We start from the raw sequence: 17,053 nt of genomic DNA on the forward strand, positions 1-17,053 counted from the left end.
ATAGAGGAAACCTTACTCGCTGTACACTTTCAGGTGCGCGATTACGGCTTTTGGGTCTTTGTAGTCGAAGTGGATCTTGTCACCATCCTTCACTTTCCGCAGACCTTCCAGCAGAATCTTGTCGTTGGCTGCTAAGCCGCCTTTGATGACGTACAGGTCCGGCATCTCCGATCCGATGGTGACCTCCCGCTGGTGCACCACGTTCTTTTTATCGACCACGAAGACGTATTTCTTTTCCAGATTCTCGAATGTGGCTTTCTGCGGAATCAGCAGGGCATCATTAAGCGGCACCGTCATCAGGACGCTGCCGGTTTCACCGTTGCGCAGGAGCCCCTCGGGGTTAGGAAAAGTGGCCCGGAAGGCGATGTTGCCGGTTTCGTTATTGAAGTCGGCTTCAATAGTCTGCACCAGGCCGGGCTGCTGAAACACCTCGTTGTTGGCCATCCGCAGCTTTACTTTTGCGGCCTTGTCACTGGCCTTGGTCTGCTGCTTATAATTCAGGTACTCCGCCTCGGGTACGTTGTAGTAAACCCACATTTTGCTGTTGTCAGACAAGGTGGTCAGCAAATCTCCCTCATCAACTAAGCTGCCCAGCCGGCCCTGAAAGTGGTCCATGTAGCCACTAAAGGGAGCCCTGATAGTCGTGAATTGCAGATGCGTTTGGGCTAAGGCTACTTCCGCTTTGGCCTTGTCGAATTTGGCCTGAGCCAGCGCCAGCTCGTTTTTTGAGACAATATTGGTATCAGCCAATTTCTTGGTGTTCTGATATTCCAGCCCCACGTAGTTGGCTTCCGCCTGCGACTTTTTCAGTTCTGCCTGATAAACCAGGGGCATAATCTGAAACATGAGCTGCCCTTCTTTCACGAATTGGCCCTCGTCTACATAAATCTTTTGCAGGTAGCCCTTTTCTAAAGCCCGCAGCTCGATGTGCTGTACGGAGTGAATCTGGGCCACATACTCTTTGGTGATTGTTGTGTCTTTAGCCAACGGGCTGGTAACCAAAAGCTTGATGCGCTCTTCTTTCACTTCCTTTGCTTCCGAGCAGCTTGCACAGTAGTACAAGGCACACCAACTCATGAGCATCACTATTCTTTTCATATGTATGTTGAGTAACCTGGGGGCATTTATGTACTCCTAGCCACGAGTGGTCAAGAGAAATAGGCTGAGTAGAGGGCTTGACCCCGGCGGGGCATTGGGAGCCTGCGCCGACTGATGGATCAGCCTAGCTACCCATTGATTGGCCCATTGATATTCCGGCAAGTAGTGGGGCCAGACGACGTAACTCCTTGAGTGGTTGGAGCGGCCTAGCGTGTATTCGCTCATGCTTCGCGGTCGACTTTACTTTTGAAGCAGGAAGTCGGCGAAAATGCCAGATTGAAGAGGTTGGGGGGCAAAATCGCGGAAAAATGCAGGCGCTGCATAGCTTGTGTTTTGTATTGAAGACACAAAGAAACCGGGGCAACATGAAGCTAAGGTGAACGAATGGCTAGGCCCTCGCCTGATTCCGTCCTGCTGGGGGGCTTTTTATGGTGTGCCTACTACAACGTAGCTAGTCGAAAGCTTCGTTGGCCTAGGTGAATGAGCTTTCACCCAGAAAATGGGCAACAGGAATACCTATACAAGCAGAAAGCCGCCTGTGGAACAGGCGGCTTTCTGCTTGTATGATTGCGGTAGTAAGGCTATGCTGGCCGCACCGCTCGCTTTTCCAGAATCAGCTGCATGCGGAAGTTGTTCAGACTTTCCTCCAGTCCCACGGGGTACACATGCGGATTGAGGAAGCGCCGGATGCTGAGGTCGAGGGCGCCCACTTCGCGCTGGGCTTTAGCGCGGCTTTCCTCCAGCGTGGGTAGCTCCGCTACGAGTTTGCCAGCTCGGAACACCGGCTCCAGCAACTCCCGAAACTGCGTGGAGCGAATAGGGCGGCGGCGCGTGGGGTCGAGTGGGTCCACAATAGTGAGCTCATTGGGGAGAGGCTCGGCTGTATTGTAGAGCATATCGGCACGAGGTTGGCCTTTTTCCGTTTCGTAGCGGCGCACTTGCAAGATGCCGGGGATGCTGGTTTTGGCGAGCTGCTCAGACAGCTTGATGGTATAATCCCAGTCGCTGTCGGCCGATGGGCGCAGAGCAGCCAGCTTATAGACGCCCCCCAGCGCCGGCTGGTCGTGGGCCGTGACGAGCTTGGTGCCGATACCCCAGGTGTCGATGCGGGCGCCTTGCTGCTTGAGGCTGGTGATAAGGTGCTCGTCGAGGTCGTTGCTGGCGACAATTCGCGTTTTCTGGAATCCAGCCTCATTAAGCAAAGCGCGGGCTTCGCGGCTGAGATAAGCCAAGTCGCCGGAATCGAGGCGAATGCCCCCCAACTCGTGACCGTTGGCGCGCATCTGCCGGGCCACGCTGATGGCGTGGCGTACACCTTCCAAAGTGTCGTAGGTATCGACCAAGAAAACGGAGTCGTCGGGGAAAGCGTCGCCGTAAGCAGCAAAGGCCGCTTCCTCTTCCCCAAATGCCTGCACCCAGCTGTGGGCGTGGGTGCCACGCACCGGAATACCGAAGCGCTGGCCAGCCATCAGGTTTGATGTGCCATCAACGCCACCTAAGTAAGCGGCCCTGCTGGCGCTCAGGCCACCATCGAAGCCCTGAGCCCGGCGTAAACCAAACTCAAATACCTGGTCGGAGCCGGCGGCCTCCCGAATGCGGGCGGCTTTGGTGGCAATCAGGGTTTGGAAGTTAACCAAGGTAAGTAAGGCCGTTTCCAGTAGCTGGGCTTGCAGCAGGGGGCCTTTTATGCGCAGCAAAGGCTCATTAGCAAATACCGCCGTGCCCTCGGCAATGGCGTCGATGTCGCAGGTGAGGCGCAGCGTACGCAGATATTCCAGAAAATCTGGCTCAAACATAGCCGTGTCGCGGGTGCCGCGCAGACTACCTAGATATGCCAGGTCATCTTCGGAGAAATGAAAATTTTTGACCCAATCCACGGCGTAAGCCAGACCCGCGGCTACGGCATAACCCCCATTGAAGGGCGGCTTGCGAAAGTACAAGTGAAAAACGGCTTCCTGATTCTGCTTACCTTGCTTCCAATAACCATAGGCCATGGTAAGCTGGTAGAGGTCGGTGAGCAGGCTAAGCGAGGGGCCGTACAGGCCGGAGAGGGGCGCGGAGTTCATGGGCTCAAAATACGAGGAACCCCGCAGTGAGTTGTGAACGGCAGATGGACGAACTGTGAAGGCAAAAAAGCCCCCCAGGGAGTTTCTGCATCAGAACTCGCTGGGGGGCTTTTTTGCTTAATATCAAACGGAGGAAATGCCACCTATACGGCATCTGACCGGATGCTAGGACAGTGCAACGCCCCAGCCGGCCGTGGTAGTGGAAGGTGGCGGGCTGGTAGCCTGATGAGCCGCATGACAGTACAATTCTGCGTCGAGCAACGTGGGAACGATGGGGGGGCAAGCCTCTTCCGGAGTCGTTTTTAAGCTATCCTGTACCTCATCGGTCAGGTGGCAGAGTACAAGCTGGGTATTGCGCCGACGTAGGCGCTGGCAATAGCTGGTCAGCAACGCCAGCGCCCGACCGGAAATGTGGCGCAACGAACTGCAATCGACCCAAATGCTGGGCTTACCGCTACGCGCGGCTTGTTGTAAGGCTCTGGCTAATCCGTATTCTTCGGAATGTGTATGGTCTTCGGCCAAGATAAGCAAATAGCTTTCTGGCAGGATTTCGCGATAAATCTCCATCAGGAGTGGATAACTTCAGTCGTTTTCAGGCCGTGCAACGAAGCGCACAGAGGGCAGGGGCAGCAGGAAGAGGCCGCGCAAGGCAGCAACGGGGAGCCAAGGGGGCCAGACCATGGAGTAGGGCACCACTTACTTACCTAATCTGGTCCGCCAACCTGGGTCGAGGCAGTGCCGATAAAATGCTGCCCGAAGCGGAAAAAGAAAGAGCTATCTGGCCAAAGAGCCATGATACAAAAGACACACCGTCAACGAAGACAGATGCGTATCCTTGCAAATTTAGTAATACGTATTACTAGTAAGCTCAGGCAATATACTGATTTTCAGTGTAGTTGCCTATACCAAGTTCTAAGTATTTATAACGTCCGTATCTATACTTAGCTCTGCGCGCGTCCATAAAAAAAGGAGAAGCGACATGGCGGCGCTTCTCCTTTTTTTATGGTCTTTCCTGTTATGCCGAGGTCAGATCCTGATTCGCTGGGCCAATGAGGAGTTTGCCCAGCGCATCGAACCGGGAGCCATGGCAGGGGCAGTCCCAACTGCTTTCCAGGCCGTTCCAGTGCACTACGCAACCCAGATGCGGGCAGATGGCCGAACACTCGTGGGTCTGGCCTTTAGGGTCGCGGTACACGGCTAGTTTCGTGAGGCCGCGCCGCATTACAGCCCCGGAGCCGGGCTCAATTTCGTCGATGCTCGATACGTCGCCCCCGGTGAGTAGCTCGGTGTACTCGGTGGCCACATTCAGGTTTTCCTTTACAAACTCATACGCTGAGGCCGGGCGCAGGGTCACGCGGCCGGGGTCGTAGAGGTCGGCCCACGGATTGGCGCGGCCCTGAATAAGATCGGTAATAATAATGCCCCCCAGCGTGCTGTGAGTCATGCCGTGGCCCGAGTCGCCGGTGATGATGTACACGTTATCTTGGTCCAGTGGATTGCGGCCGGCGTAGCCCAGGCTGTCGCTGGGTTCCTGCACCTGTCCCGACCAAGCGTAGTCGATTTGCTGTATCATCGGAAACCGCTCGCGCGTCCAGTCTTCGAGGCGCTGCAAGCTTAACTCAGGGTCGCCCTGGCCTACTTTATGGTCTTCGCCGCCCACAATGAGCAGGTCGTAGCGGGGCGTGCCGCCGCGTGGACCTTCAGCTATTTCCTGCAAGCGAATGTAGTGGTATGGGTCGGGCGTATCCCAGTACAGCGCCTTCGTTACAGAGCCTTTCGGAATGCGGGCTGCAATAGTGTAGGTGCGGTACGACGACTGCTTAGTATGTATCACTACGCGGTCGTTGACGGGCGTATTGGTAGCCATCACGACGGCTTTGGCGCGCACTGTATGGCCGTTGGCAGTGGTCACGCTAGCCTCCGATCCGCCCTGCACCTCTGCCACGTGGGTGTTGGTAAAAATTTGCCCCCTGCCGCCTTTAAACCGGCCAATTGCTTCGGCTAGGCCATACAAGTATTTCAGAATATGAAACTGGCCCTGGTTCGGAAATAGGAGGCACTCGCCGGTGCGGAAGCCCTGAGTAGGAGAGTCAGAAAGGCGCTCGACGCCGGTGAGACCTGCGCGGTGAGCGGCTTTCAGCTCTTTGTCCAACTCCTTGGGGTTGCCATCTTCGGGCAGAAACAGGTAGCCGTTGAGGCGGCTGAAGTCGCAGTCAATCTTCTCCTCCTGTATAATCTGCTCGATTCGGTCGATGGCAGCGCTGTGGCTTTCGGCGGCCAGCTGGGCACCTTTCTCCCCAAACAAATGCTCCAACCGCGTGTAGCGGTCGTCGAGCGCGTTGGAAAGGTGGGCCGTGGTGCGGCCCGATTCGCCGCTGGCCAGCTTTCCGCTTTCCAGCACGATTACTTTTTTGCCTTCACGCAGCAACAAATACGCCGTCGTAAGGCCCGCAATGCCCGCACCGACTACCACAACATCGGCAGTCATATCCTGGGTGAGAGAAGGGAAATCGGGGGCAGGGCCAAGGATGCCAAACCACGAAGATTGGGTAGCAGCGGAAGTTTGTTTCATAGCAGATAGTAGGGGTAGAGTTCGGGTTCAGGTTTTACGCCAGGCCGATAGGCCAAGTTTAATTATCACTTCCTGCAGCGCAAGAAGCCATGCAGGGGCGGTTATAAATGCAGCTCCGGTGGAATCGGCATCTGATATGTTTCCCCTTCCCCCAGAAAGTGCAGCCGCAAGTCGCGGATGGTAAAAGGCGTCTCGGGCTGAATTTCGTGAATGTTGTTGCCCGTACACTCAACCCCATCCAGAATGGTAACCAAGCCGCTGCCAATTACTTCCAACTGGTAGCCATCGCGCACTAATACGGCAGTGTCTTCTTCAAGCCCCAGCCCCATACAGGTAGGGTTGGTAGCAATTATCTGCGCCATACGCACGATGCGGCCCCGCGCAATGAAGTGCGTATCGATAGCTACATCGTGCATAAACTGTAGCCCGGTAGTAATGGATATTTCGCCTTTGCGAAAACCCGCATCGTTGAGGCCCTGATAAATCATGGGGGTGGAAAGAGCCGACGCGCCGGCACTGGTGCCCCCGATGAGAATCTCCTCGTAGGTATAGCGTTCTTTTAGCCGCAGTAGCATTTTGGTGCCTCCCAGCAGGGCCGTCAGGCGCAGCTGGTCGCCGCCCGTAAAGTAGAAGCCGGCAGCTTCATCTATCAACTTGAGCGTGGCTTCGCTGTTGGCCTCTTCCCGCTCCCGTATATCCAGCATTTGAACCCGAGTAATACCTAAATCGGTAAATATTCTCAGATAGTCTTCGGCAGCTTCCTTGGGTTCGGAAGAGGCAATGGGTAACACAAGCACCAGCGGATCATTGCCTTTTAGCTCGTCACAGAAGCGTCGGAGGATGGATTCAGGGGCAAAGTTCAAGTTTTCGTCCTGATTAGACCCTCTTTCGGGCCCTTTCCCCTTGTTTTCGTGTCCGCCGACGACAAGCAACTTACCCTTTGGTGTAGGGCAAGTGTGCCTATGGGAATTTAGATGATCTCGTTGGGACGGAAGGGCTTTCTTTTTAGTAGGCATCACAGGTGGGATTGTGGGAAATTCTTTGTGCCGATAGAGCGCATCCTGCATGCGTAAATCCAGCTCTTTGAGTTGCGCGCCTTCCCGACCTTGCCCGAGGTCCCATACAAACGTGATTGGGGGGCTTTTTTCGCTGATTATCTGGTTACTATCTGCTATTCAATTAGTTATAGAAGTAACTAGTGTTCGCCGCCCGAAAAGGTAGCTGAACTGTGGTTAGTGTTTGCCGATTGAAAAATACGTACTACTCCCACCTAAAATAGGTATGTATTCGGTAGCCCTACCAAGCATATTCCCGTTTATTGACTACTACTAAAAAAGCCCCCCAACGCATGCCAACGTGCGCGGCGGGTGTAGTATCCACTCTCGCTCTCGCAGACTCTACTTATCTAGAGGCCTTTCTGCGCTATGAAACAACCAAAACTACCTTTAAAACAGGAACGGCCGCCCCAAATGGGGCGGCCGTTCCTGTTTTAAAGTGCTCGTAGTGGGTTATTCAATCAGGCCTTCACTCACGGCGAACTTGATGAGGGCGGCCGTGTTTTTGGCCTGGGTTTTCTCGATGATGTTCTGGCGGTGGGTCTCGATCGTGCGCTTGCTGGTGAAGAGCTTGTCGGCAATCTCGGCGTTAGTCAGCCCTTCGGCAATGAGGGTGAGCACCTCCAACTCCCGCTTCGATAGGTCGTTGGCTTTGCGGGTTGTGGCCTCTGGCAGCGGACCGTTCACGCTTACCTGCTGAAGTAAGTTCAGACCTATTTCGGTGCACAAGTACTGTCGGCCTGACGCAACCGTGCGAATAGCATGAATGATTTCGGCTACGTCGGCATTTTTGAGCACATACCCCGAAGCGCCTGCATTCAGCATCCGTACTACGTAGTTGGGGTGGTCGAGCATAGAGAGAACGAGCACCTTCACGTCCGGGAAATCGCGGCGCAGGTGCGGCATGGCCTCAAACCCATCCATCACGGGCATATTTACATCCATAAGCACCACGTCGCAGGGAGTCGTGGCCAACTTATCCAGCAGTTCCTGGCCATTGCCGGCCTCTGCCGTAATTTCCAACCCAGCATCCTCGGTAAGCAGCGCACGAATACCATCACGAATGATAGCGTGGTCGTCGGCCAGAATTAATCGAATCATAATACAGGGATTAGTTGGCAAGCAAGCTTCACTAGCTTTTAAGGACAACGCCAACTACAGTTAAATCGGTTCTTTGAAAAAGGAATGGGCTTGATGAGCAACGAGTTATATGCATATTTTCCGTTTTACAACAGCGGCAAATGCAAATAGCTCGGCGGGCGTGAAGCGCTACGGAAATGGGGTTTGGAGCTTTTCTTACCTCAGGTACTAGCTTACTCCCTATTCGGTTTCAGCGTTGTCTCGGCCAATGGGTTTTTAGCCGTGTAAAAGCGCATTGGCTTCTTAAATGTTTGCGCATGCTGCTGAATTGCTGGCTTATAAGTCCTAAAAAAGCCCCCCATCTGCGAGCAAGCTTCAGTCGGCCGCGCCCGGTGCGGATACCAAGCGAGTAGAAAAGAGAAAGACCTGACAACTACTACGGGTTCATTACAAGCCAGAAGCTGCGCTTAACTGTTTCGCCCGCAGTAAATACAGGTTTTAGCCACTGAAGTTGACTGCGCAAACCGGTGCCTTTATCTTGTGAAAATTCGTGGCAAAAAACCAGGGGTCAAGCCAAAACAACTGCGACCTATTTCGGTTACCATCTGCATTCCCATTATCCTATTTCCTTTTCATGATCCGCATCATTTTAATAGATGATCACGCTATTATCCGCGACGGCATCCGCTCACTACTCCGCGAAGAACCTGACTTAGAGGTAGTAGGGGAGGCTTGTAGCGGCCAAGAACTGCTAAATACTCTGGCTACAACCTCCTGCGACGTAGTGGTGCTTGACCTGAACATGCCCGGCACCGATGGCTTTGCTACAATTCCGCTGCTCCGTGAGCACTACCCAGCGGTGCATATTCTGGTGCTGTCGATGCTGGATAATGAGCGCTACGTTGCTCAGGCCATCGAACTGGGAGCTTCGGGCTATGCCCTCAAAAGCAGCGGCCGCGCTGAGCTGGTGTATGCTATCAAGACGGTCGCGTCTGGGCGGCAGTACTTGTGCAGCGTTATTGGGCTGGCCCTGCTGCGTAAGATGCACTCCCTGGAGTCGGCGGGGGGCGCGAGCGCCCGTGCAGCCAGTGGCTTATCGAAGCGGGAGTTGGAGGTGCTCACCCTCATTGCCGAGGGCCTGACCAACGCCGAGATTGCCGACAAGCTCTTCACCAGCAAGCGCACGATCGAGACCCACCGCCAGAACATCATCGAGAAAACCCAGGCCAAAAACACGGCCGCCCTCATCAAGTTCGCCGTGAGCCAGGGCATGCTAGCCGATTAAAAAAGCCCCCCAACCGTCGGGATTCACATAAAACGAAAAAAGACCTTTCCGCTCGAAAGGTCTTTTTTCGTTGATGCTATTCTGAAAGATTATGGCAGTGTAATTAGTAATCTGCTTAAAGCTTATCCTGCCGAATCAGGCGCCGATACAAGTGCAGCAGGCGCTGTTGCGGTAGGCCCAGCCAGTAAAGCAGCGTTATGAGCGAAAACACAGCCTGTAGCCGAAAAACACCGTTGTGCAAATATTTGCGGGCGGAAGTGGTAACCGTGCCGGACAACACCCGAAACGAGCCATACCGCCGTAGCCGCCGCACGATTTCCTGATCTTCCAGCATAATCATGTCGGCACGGTAGCCTCCAGCCTGCTCAAATACAGCGCGCCGCACAAACAAGCTCTGGTCGCCGAAGCGCACCGCGTCGATATCAAAGCGCGTAAACCAGCCGCTTAGCCGCAAAAACCAGTGCGAATGGTCGAAGGCCAATCGGTAGCAGCCGCTACGGTAGCTGGCCGGCCCCAGTGCATGCCGAATATCGGATAGGAAGGTAGGTGGCGGGTAGGTGTCGGCGTGCAGGAAATAAAGGATTTGCCCCCCAGCCGCGCCCGCCCCAAAGTTGAGCTGGGCGGCGCGCCCTTTCTGCGGACAAAGCACCACGCGCGCCCCCGCTTTCCGCGCCAGCGCAGCCGTATCATCGGTGCTGTGCCCATCCGCCACGATAATTTCTACGCCCAAATCCTGCCTGCACACCTCGCCCAGATAGCTAAGCAGCTCCCCAATACCGTCCGCTTCGTTGAAAGTGGGGATAATGACGCTGACGGTATCGGGAGCAGCTGAACCGTGAATCATGGCGAACTATACGCAGGTTATATAGAGTAGCGTACGCTGGAAGAACGGTAGCGTTGAAATTTATCCCTGCATTATTGCATTAAAGAAAAAACCCACTTTCCAAGGCAGAAAGTGGGTTTTTGGTGGCCCCGGCGAGAATCGAACTCACATCTAAAGTTTAGGAAACCCTTATTCTATCCGTTGAACTACGGGGCCAGATGCGCGTGTGGGGCAAAGGTAGCCCCAAACCAGTGGCTCGGCCAAACCCGGTGCTGGGGTGCCTGCGTATAGGCGGCAGGGGCGACGAGCGTTGCCTCGTTCGTTTTAAGGTTTTTGGTTGTTGTATGGGCTTACTGGAGGATTTGCACGCGTCGCGACGGGCAGCAGGTAGCGGGCGAAAATTGCCCCCCGGTGCCGATAGTGATGGGATGCAGCCGGCCCTGCTGTTTATTCCGGATATCAGCGGCTTTACGCGCTTTATTGAAGCCTCAGATAATCCTCAGGCCCCCTTTCTGATTGCCGACCTGCTTGAAATCCTTATCGAGGCGAATACACTGGATATGGAGGTGTCGGAGATTCAGGGCGATGCTATTCTGTTTTATCGGCTGGGGCCGCCGCCGCCGGTGCAGGAGCTGGTAGCGCAATGCCGCCGCATCTTCCTCGATTTTCAGAACTACCTCCGCCTAGTGGAGCGCGACAACTCCTCGGCACTGGGCGCGGCGCTGCGGACCCACGATCTGACCCTGAAAATAGTCGTGCACTACGGCCGGGTGAACGTGGCGCACATTCGGGAGTTTACCAAGCTGATGGGTCGCGACGTGATTGTGGTGCATCGCCTGCTCAAAAATAACATCATGGGTGGCGAGTACTTGCTGCTGTCGGAGGGCTACCTGAAAACGCAGAGCCTCACCGACCTGACGCGCAGCTTTTCCTGGACGCGCCTGCTGGGGGGCAAAACCACGTATGAGTACCTCGGCGACATCAATTACCGCTACGCCCACCTCACGCCCCTGCGCCTGTTGCTCAATGGGCACCACACGCCCGACGGGGCGCCGAGCGGCCGGGGCAACTCGCTGAAAGTGCGCCACACGGTGCGGGTGCCCGCAGCGTACGCGTTCCGATTGGTGCGCAACCTGCGCTTACGCTACAAGTGGCTGGAAGGCGCCACCGCCGTGCATTACGACCTCAGCAAAGCCGACCGCTTGGGCGTGAGCTACAAAGTAGATGTCAACAAAGGGCAGATTGATTTCCAAACGGTGCAAAGCTTTCAGGGCGAGGAGCGTATTGAGTACGTGGAGAAGATTTCGCACTTCCGACTTTTCCCCAATTCCCTGCTATTCTTCTTTATCGAAGCCGTCGACGAGCGTTCCTGCCTCATTACCCTCGATTTTCGCTATGGCTACGTGGCCAGCCCCAGCTCTCTTATTCGCTATGGACAGCGGCAGCGCGTACACCGCTTCTGGGCCCGCTCGCTTCGCAATCTGGTTGCTTTAGGAGAGCGCATGGCCAACAAGGTGTCGAAATGACGTGCAGCATCTCATTTATTAATAAAAAAGCCCCCAGATTGCGTCTGGGGGCTTTTTTATTGATGGATAACGCGTCGGGTCTAGGCTTTATATAAGAGCACAATACCGAACGACAACGCCGTCAGAATCAGGCCCACCATAAAGATGGTGTAGCTGATGCGCAGCAGCCGATACTTCCGACTCAGCACCTCACCCAGATAGTAGATATCGGTGATCATGTTGGTGTACATCAGGTCTTTATCGCGCATCAGCTCGTTCATGCCGCCCTGAAACGCATCGAGACTGAGCTTAGTGAAGTTGCCGAAGAACAGGATGTTGATGCGGCGATTAGTAGCAATGGCCGGACTTTTCTTGAGCCATTTAAAGGTCGTTACATCGGGTTGGGCCGAGAGAATAGCCGACACCACCGAACCCAGCGCCGTGGCTACCAGAAGGCCCATGGGCACCGTCAGGATAGGATTGCGAGTGAATGCCGGCCCGATAGAGGAGGTTTTGGCTCCCAGATAGGTAATCAGGATAGACAGGATAACCGCGTTCAGACTAATCATCATATTGGCCTTGTTATCAGCCATCTGTGACAGCGAAACGTGGTTGTCATACGTTGTCCGAAACATGGTTTCTACGCCGCGCTTGCCCTCCGCAAAGTTGCCCTGAACTTCCTCTTTCTTCTTTTTTTCCTTTTTCTCCGCCTTCTTCAGTCGTTCCTTCTGCTCCTTAATATTCTGCTTGTACTGCTCGCCGTAGCGCTCTTTGGCCGCTGGCGACCGAAACTTGGACGCCACCAGGAAGTCAAGCTGAATTTCGGCCCATTCGGTGTTCGAATAGCTGCGACCCAACATGGTTTCCCACTCAGCGCGCATGAGCTCGCCGGAAGCGCAAAAATCTTCCCGGCCCATGCTGCACAAATCCGCGTCTACCAAAATTTGCTGCATCTCCGTTTCGCGGGGCTCGTCGCGGTGGGTGGCTCTGATTAAGTCCTGCACGACCGCAATCCGATCGGCGGGGTAGCCCTTCGCCTGCAGCCATTGTCCGGCCCGCTCCATGCTGCGGTACTCGTGGCCGTCGTACGTATCCAGGTAGCCCGTATCGTGAAACCAAGCGGCCAACTCAAGTGCTTCCTGGTCGTGGGGCTCCAACCCGGAGGCCTCTCCCAACGCCCGGACCTCCTTCACCGTGAGGGCGGTATGTTTGAAGGAATGATAAACGAGCTGCTTAGGCAACTTTTCCTCGAAAAGTGTCGTGATATAAGCCTTAGCCTGCCGCAGAATTTCGGCTTTAGCCTTTTTAATAACAGGGGTTGTCTCCATGAGGGAAATTGAGATGCCGGGCTGACGGGAAGTACCCAAAGCTCCTAATTGGCTTAAAACGCGAATTGGTTCCTGAGGTTTTTTGCAATAGCTCAACCGCACGGCGTCTGCCTGCGTAGGGCAGGCCATTGCAATGCTTGTTGATGAGCCAATTTGGTAGTCAGTGGCTTGAATTTTAAGTTTACCAATTTTTAATTAAACTTTTAGTAGGTTTTTTTAACTTCGGTACACCTCCAGATACAGGCTGCTTTTGTTTTTAAAATCTTTACAATAGCTGTTTATACTTCCTTATGAGAAGGTTTACTCTGTCTTGTTATCTGCTGCTCATGAGCTCTTTTAGCTTACCCATGGCCATGGCACAGACAACCCAAGCTCCCCATCCCGAACGTCCCAACTACAACCATGGAGGGGAGAACTGGAAAACAAGAACGCCCCCCGACAGCAGCACGCTGCGCTACTCTGTGTTTTTGATCGGCGACGTTGGTGCTCCCGAGCTAAAAGCGCCCGGTGAGCCCTCGCTCAACTTTATGCGCCGTCAGATGCTGGCTACTGGCTCGAAAAGCACGGCCATTTTCCTCGGCGACAACATTTATGAGTACGGCCTGCCCGAAGAAGGCGCCTACGACCGCAAAGTTTCGGAGCAGCGCATCACCGCTCAACTCGATATTTTGCGCGATTACGAGGGCGAAAAATATATGGTTCCGGGCAATCATGACTGGAAACAGGGAAACAAGGGTAGCTTGGAGCAAGTAAACCGGCAGCAGCGCTTCGTGGAAGAATACATGATGCGCGACTCAACGGCCTTTTCCTACACCGGCGACTTTTTTATTCCGCGCGATGGCTGCCCTGGTCCATTTGAGGTGCGCCTCCAGGATGATCTTGTAATGGTTGCCATTAACTCGCAGTGGTTTTTGCAGACTGCCGAGCGCCCATACGGCTCCAATAGCGGCTGCGGTGTGGCCAACGAAACAGACTTTTATACGCAGCTCGAAGACATAATCCAGCGCCACAAAGACAAGAACGTGATGGTGATTGCCCACCATCCGCTGTTTTCGGATGGCATCCACGGGGGCTTTTTCACCCTCGCCGACCATATTTTCCCGCTGTCTATCGTCTACAAATACGCGTTTGTACCGTTTCCCATTATTGGCTCCGTTTATCCCTTTGCCCGCAAGTATGGCGGCATAAGCCAGGATATTCCGCACCCTTTATATCAGGCCTACAAAAAGGGGCTGATGGATATCTTTCAAAAGTATCCGAACGTGGTGTACGCCAATGGGCACGAGCACAACCTGCAATACTTTAAGGTAGACGCCACGCACTTTATCACGAGTGGCTCGGGCTGCAAAACCCAGCACGTACGCACGGGCCGCGATGCCGGCGCCATGTTCTCCGATAAAGAGAAAGGCTTTTCCCGGGTTAATTACTACGCCAACGGCGAGGTCTGGACGGAGTTTTGGGTGCCCAATGGCAATGGCGAAACTGGCCGGTTGGTGTTTCGTAACCCCATGTACGCCAAGCAGTCAGCGCAGGCGCTGGCGCAGGCCCAAACTGATTCTACTAACGCCTCCAATGCACTCGGCCCGCGCCGCGACTTCCGCGACAGCACCGTAACGATGGCTGTCAATCCGCGTTACGCCAAACGTAGCCGGTTTTTCCGCACCTTTTTCGGCGACCATTACCGCGCTGAGTGGGCCACGCCTGTTCGCTTCCCCGTGCTTGACCTGGCCACCGAAAAAGGCGGTCTGACGCCTTATCAGATTGGGGGTGGTAAGCAAACAGCTTCGCTGAAAGTGCGCAACGAGGAAGGCCGAAACTACACGCTGCGGGGCATCAACAAAGATCCGTCGGCGGTATTGCCAGAGTCGTTGCGTGATGGCGCTGCGAAGGATATTTTGCAGGACCAGATTTCGGCCCAGCATCCTTACGCCTCTTTTGTACTGCCGCCGCTGGCCTCGGCGGCGGGTATTCTGCACACCAACCCGGAGTTGCGCTATATTCCGCAAGATCCGCTGCTTGGTCAGTACTACGAGCGGTTTTCGAACACGCCAGCAGCCTTGGAGGAAGACCCTAAGGACGACCAAAGCAACGTGGCTTCATTGGGGAATGCGACTAACCTAGTGGGCAGCGACCGGGTGCTGGAGCGCCTGATTGAGGACAACGACAACAAGGTAAAAGAGAAAGCCTTCGCCCGCTCCCGCCTCTTCGATATGTGGATCGGTGACTGGGACCGCCACGAAGACCAATGGCGCTGGGCCGAAAAGAAGGATGAAGAAGGCGACCGAACCTTTACTGCCGTACCCGAGGACCGCGACGTAGCTTTCTTTAAAGGTGACGGCATCTTGCCTTACCTGATCAGTCGGGGCTGGGGCATTCGCAACTTCCAGAACTTTGGCTACGACTACGCTGACTATAAGGGCCTTAACCTGACTGCTTTGGCAAATGACCGGGTGTTTCTGGCCTCAGTAACGAGAGAAGATTGGGTGAAGCACGCAGAGGAACTGAAAGCTTCTCTTACCGATGAGGTGATTGAAAAAGCATTCCGAGAGCGGTGGCCAGAACAAATCTATAAGCTGCACGGCCCCGAAATCATTGCCAAGCTGAAAAGCCGCCGGGAGCTACTGCCTGAACTTGCCGCCAATTACTACGAGGTAGTTTCCAAGATCACGGAGGTGAAGGGCAGCAGCAAGAACGAGAAGTTTGTGGTGGACCGCTTGCCCGACGACAAAACCCGCGTGACGGTACAGAAAATCAATAAGGACGGCGAGTTTACTAAAATCCTTTACGACCGTACTTTCGATAACAAAGTCACGCAGGAAGTGCGCCTGTACGGCTTTGCCGGCAACGACATCTACCAGATCAACGGCGATGTGCGGGATGGATTGAAGCTGCGCATTATTGCCGGCACCGACCGCGACTCGATTGTAGATAAATCGAACGTGCGCGGCATCGAGCACCAAACGCACATCTACGACGCCGATACGGGCAACGTCATCATTACGGGCCGCGACACGCGCCTGCGCTTGGAGCCCGGTATTGATGTAAGCCGCTACGATAACCCGAACCGCGCCGACCGTAAAGACTACCGCCTCGATTACCTGGGGCCCGCGCTGTACTTCGGTTACAACGTAGACGACCGGCTGTTTTTCGGCGGCGGTATTACCTACCGCAACTATGCTTTCCGCAAAGAGCCTTTCGCTTCGGATCAATCGTTGGTAGCCAACTATTCGCCTTCGCAGAAAGCCTACAATGTGCGCTACCGGGGCCAGTTTACGGATATGTTTGGCAAGTACGACTTGAACGTAACCGGCCAGCTTTACGGTCCGCAGTTGCTGTACAACTACTTCGGCCTAGGCAACGATACCAAAAACGAAGCTCCCGGTGAGGGTGGCCGCGTCCGAAACCGCGACATTAATGAAACCTACCGCATCCGTTTCTCGCGCTTTTACTTCTCGCCGGTGCTGGAAAAGGATGTGTTTAGCTTCCTCAAAATCGGATTTGGCCCCCAGTATGATCAGTTCCACGTAGAGCGCGACCCCATTGGCAGCCAGATTGCCGCGGGCCTCGACGAAGATAACAACGGTGTAAGCGGCGCGGCCGTGGGCATCCGTTCTTCCGACTTTGGCGTGAACCGCTACGCTGGGGGGCGTTTTTACTTGAATATTGATGCCGCGAGCTCGCCCAAAAATCCGCGCATTGGTCTGCGTTGGTACAACTCGGCGGAGTATAATTTCCAGATGAACGGGGAGAAGCTCAACTTTGGGCGTTTGGCTTCGGAGTTCCGGTTTTATCTCACTCCCAACTTTCCTTTCCAAGTTACCTGGGCCGGCCGCATCGGGGGCGCCCGCAACCTCGGCGACTACCGCTTTTATCAGGCCAATACACTGGGCGGCACTACCAACCTGCGCGGCTACCGCCGCACGCGTTTTGCGGGCCGCAGCACTGTGTATGCCAACGCCGAAGTGCGCCTTCAGCTCTTCACGTTCAACGCTTATCTTTTCCCCGCCAAGATTGGGGTGATGGGGCTCGCCGATGCTGCGCGGGTGTATAGCCAATACGACGAGCGAACTGGCTTGGGCGCTTTCCATTCCGGCGTAGGTGGCGGCGTATGGGCCGATATTCTGAAGCAGTTTGTCGTTAATGCTACCTACTCGGTGGGCGAGGAGAACCTGGTTTTTGTGGGCTTCGACTTCCTGTTTTAAAAGGAGTTTTACTCGCAAAAAATGGTCAGGTGGCAGTGG

11 protein-coding genes and 1 tRNA gene are annotated in these 17,053 nt (G+C 54.7%); 3 read left to right on the forward strand and 9 right to left on the reverse strand.

What is annotated here, in order from left to right:
- Positions 1 to 12: 12 nt before the first annotated feature.
- From EPD59_RS02950 to EPD59_RS02975, 6 genes are all read right to left on the reverse strand, one after another.
- Positions 13 to 1,098, reverse strand: a complete 1,086-nt coding sequence (locus tag EPD59_RS02950) for an efflux RND transporter periplasmic adaptor subunit (protein WP_133271486.1) — start codon at positions 1,096 to 1,098, stop codon at positions 13 to 15.
- A gap of 581 nt (positions 1,099 to 1,679) precedes the next feature.
- Entirely contained in the window at positions 1,680 to 3,164 is a 1,485-nt protein-coding gene (locus EPD59_RS02955) for a nicotinate phosphoribosyltransferase (RefSeq protein ID WP_133271487.1), read from the reverse strand.
- Positions 3,165 to 3,329: 165 nt separating this feature from the next.
- Positions 3,330 to 3,731 (reverse strand): STAS domain-containing protein, encoded by a 402-nt coding sequence (locus EPD59_RS02960; protein ID WP_133271488.1) that lies wholly within the window; start codon positions 3,729 to 3,731, stop codon positions 3,330 to 3,332.
- A gap of 448 nt (positions 3,732 to 4,179) precedes the next feature.
- Positions 4,180 to 5,736, reverse strand: coding sequence for an FAD-dependent oxidoreductase (locus EPD59_RS02965; protein WP_133271489.1), 1,557 nt, complete (start codon positions 5,734 to 5,736; stop codon positions 4,180 to 4,182).
- 101 nt (positions 5,737 to 5,837) lie between these two features.
- Positions 5,838 to 6,599 carry a cyanophycinase gene (locus EPD59_RS02970; protein WP_240731592.1) on the reverse strand — a complete coding sequence of 254 codons (762 nt, stop codon included), beginning with the start codon at positions 6,597 to 6,599 and terminating at the stop codon, positions 5,838 to 5,840.
- Between the two features lie 645 nt (positions 6,600 to 7,244).
- Complete coding sequence (locus EPD59_RS02975) at positions 7,245 to 7,892, reverse strand: response regulator transcription factor (RefSeq protein WP_133271491.1); 648 nt, start codon at positions 7,890 to 7,892, stop codon at positions 7,245 to 7,247.
- Between the two features lie 613 nt (positions 7,893 to 8,505).
- Here EPD59_RS02975 and EPD59_RS02980 point away from each other — a divergent pair.
- Complete coding sequence (locus EPD59_RS02980) at positions 8,506 to 9,156, forward strand: response regulator (RefSeq protein WP_133271492.1); 651 nt, start codon at positions 8,506 to 8,508, stop codon at positions 9,154 to 9,156.
- A 115-nt stretch (positions 9,157 to 9,271) separates the two neighbouring features.
- Here EPD59_RS02980 and EPD59_RS02985 read toward each other — a convergent pair whose 3' ends face one another.
- Positions 9,272 to 10,000 carry a TIGR04283 family arsenosugar biosynthesis glycosyltransferase gene (locus tag EPD59_RS02985; RefSeq protein WP_133271493.1) on the reverse strand — a complete coding sequence of 243 codons (729 nt, stop codon included), beginning with the start codon at positions 9,998 to 10,000 and terminating at the stop codon, positions 9,272 to 9,274.
- A 120-nt stretch (positions 10,001 to 10,120) separates the two neighbouring features.
- A tRNA-Arg gene (locus EPD59_RS02990) sits at positions 10,121 to 10,195 on the reverse strand.
- Between the two features lie 128 nt (positions 10,196 to 10,323).
- Between EPD59_RS02990 and EPD59_RS02995 the strand changes: the two genes are divergently transcribed.
- Positions 10,324 to 11,505 (forward strand): DUF2652 domain-containing protein, encoded by a 1,182-nt coding sequence (locus tag EPD59_RS02995; RefSeq protein WP_165963457.1) that lies wholly within the window; start codon positions 10,324 to 10,326, stop codon positions 11,503 to 11,505.
- Positions 11,506 to 11,585: 80 nt separating this feature from the next.
- Here EPD59_RS02995 and EPD59_RS03000 read toward each other — a convergent pair whose 3' ends face one another.
- On the reverse strand, positions 11,586 to 12,812 hold the full coding sequence (locus EPD59_RS03000) for a Pycsar system effector family protein (RefSeq protein WP_133271495.1): 1,227 nt from the start codon (positions 12,810 to 12,812) through the stop codon (positions 11,586 to 11,588).
- A gap of 353 nt (positions 12,813 to 13,165) precedes the next feature.
- Here EPD59_RS03000 and EPD59_RS03005 point away from each other — a divergent pair, with 353 nt between their 5' ends.
- Positions 13,166 to 17,014 carry a hypothetical protein gene (locus EPD59_RS03005; protein ID WP_240731593.1) on the forward strand — a complete coding sequence of 1,283 codons (3,849 nt, stop codon included), beginning with the start codon at positions 13,166 to 13,168 and terminating at the stop codon, positions 17,012 to 17,014.
- Positions 17,015 to 17,053: the final 39 nt, after the last annotated feature.

The organism is Hymenobacter radiodurans, from assembly GCF_004355185.1.
In the GTDB taxonomy this organism is placed as follows: Bacteria; Bacteroidota; Bacteroidia; order Cytophagales; family Hymenobacteraceae; genus Hymenobacter; species Hymenobacter radiodurans.

What these genes read in the sequence shown, in the direction of transcription:
- EPD59_RS02980 (WP_133271492.1), top strand. Translation starts at nt 8,506, where the DNA reads ATGATCCGCATCATTTTAATAGATGATCACGCTATTATCCGCGACGGC.
- EPD59_RS02960 (WP_133271488.1), bottom strand. Translation starts at nt 3,731, where the DNA reads ATGGAGATTTATCGCGAAATCCTGCCAGAAAGCTATTTGCTTATCTTG.
- EPD59_RS02955 (WP_133271487.1), bottom strand. Translation starts at nt 3,164, where the DNA reads ATGAACTCCGCGCCCCTCTCCGGCCTGTACGGCCCCTCGCTTAGCCTG.
- EPD59_RS02985 (WP_133271493.1), bottom strand. Translation starts at nt 10,000, where the DNA reads ATGATTCACGGTTCAGCTGCTCCCGATACCGTCAGCGTCATTATCCCC.
- EPD59_RS03005 (WP_240731593.1), top strand. Translation starts at nt 13,166, where the DNA reads ATGGCACAGACAACCCAAGCTCCCCATCCCGAACGTCCCAACTACAAC.
- EPD59_RS02965 (WP_133271489.1), bottom strand. Translation starts at nt 5,736, where the DNA reads ATGAAACAAACTTCCGCTGCTACCCAATCTTCGTGGTTTGGCATCCTT.
- EPD59_RS02950 (WP_133271486.1), bottom strand. Translation starts at nt 1,098, where the DNA reads ATGAAAAGAATAGTGATGCTCATGAGTTGGTGTGCCTTGTACTACTGT.
- EPD59_RS02995 (WP_165963457.1), top strand. Translation starts at nt 10,324, where the DNA reads ATGGGCTTACTGGAGGATTTGCACGCGTCGCGACGGGCAGCAGGTAGC.
- EPD59_RS03000 (WP_133271495.1), bottom strand. Translation starts at nt 12,812, where the DNA reads ATGGAGACAACCCCTGTTATTAAAAAGGCTAAAGCCGAAATTCTGCGG.
- EPD59_RS02975 (WP_133271491.1), bottom strand. Translation starts at nt 7,892, where the DNA reads ATGATTCGATTAATTCTGGCCGACGACCACGCTATCATTCGTGATGGT.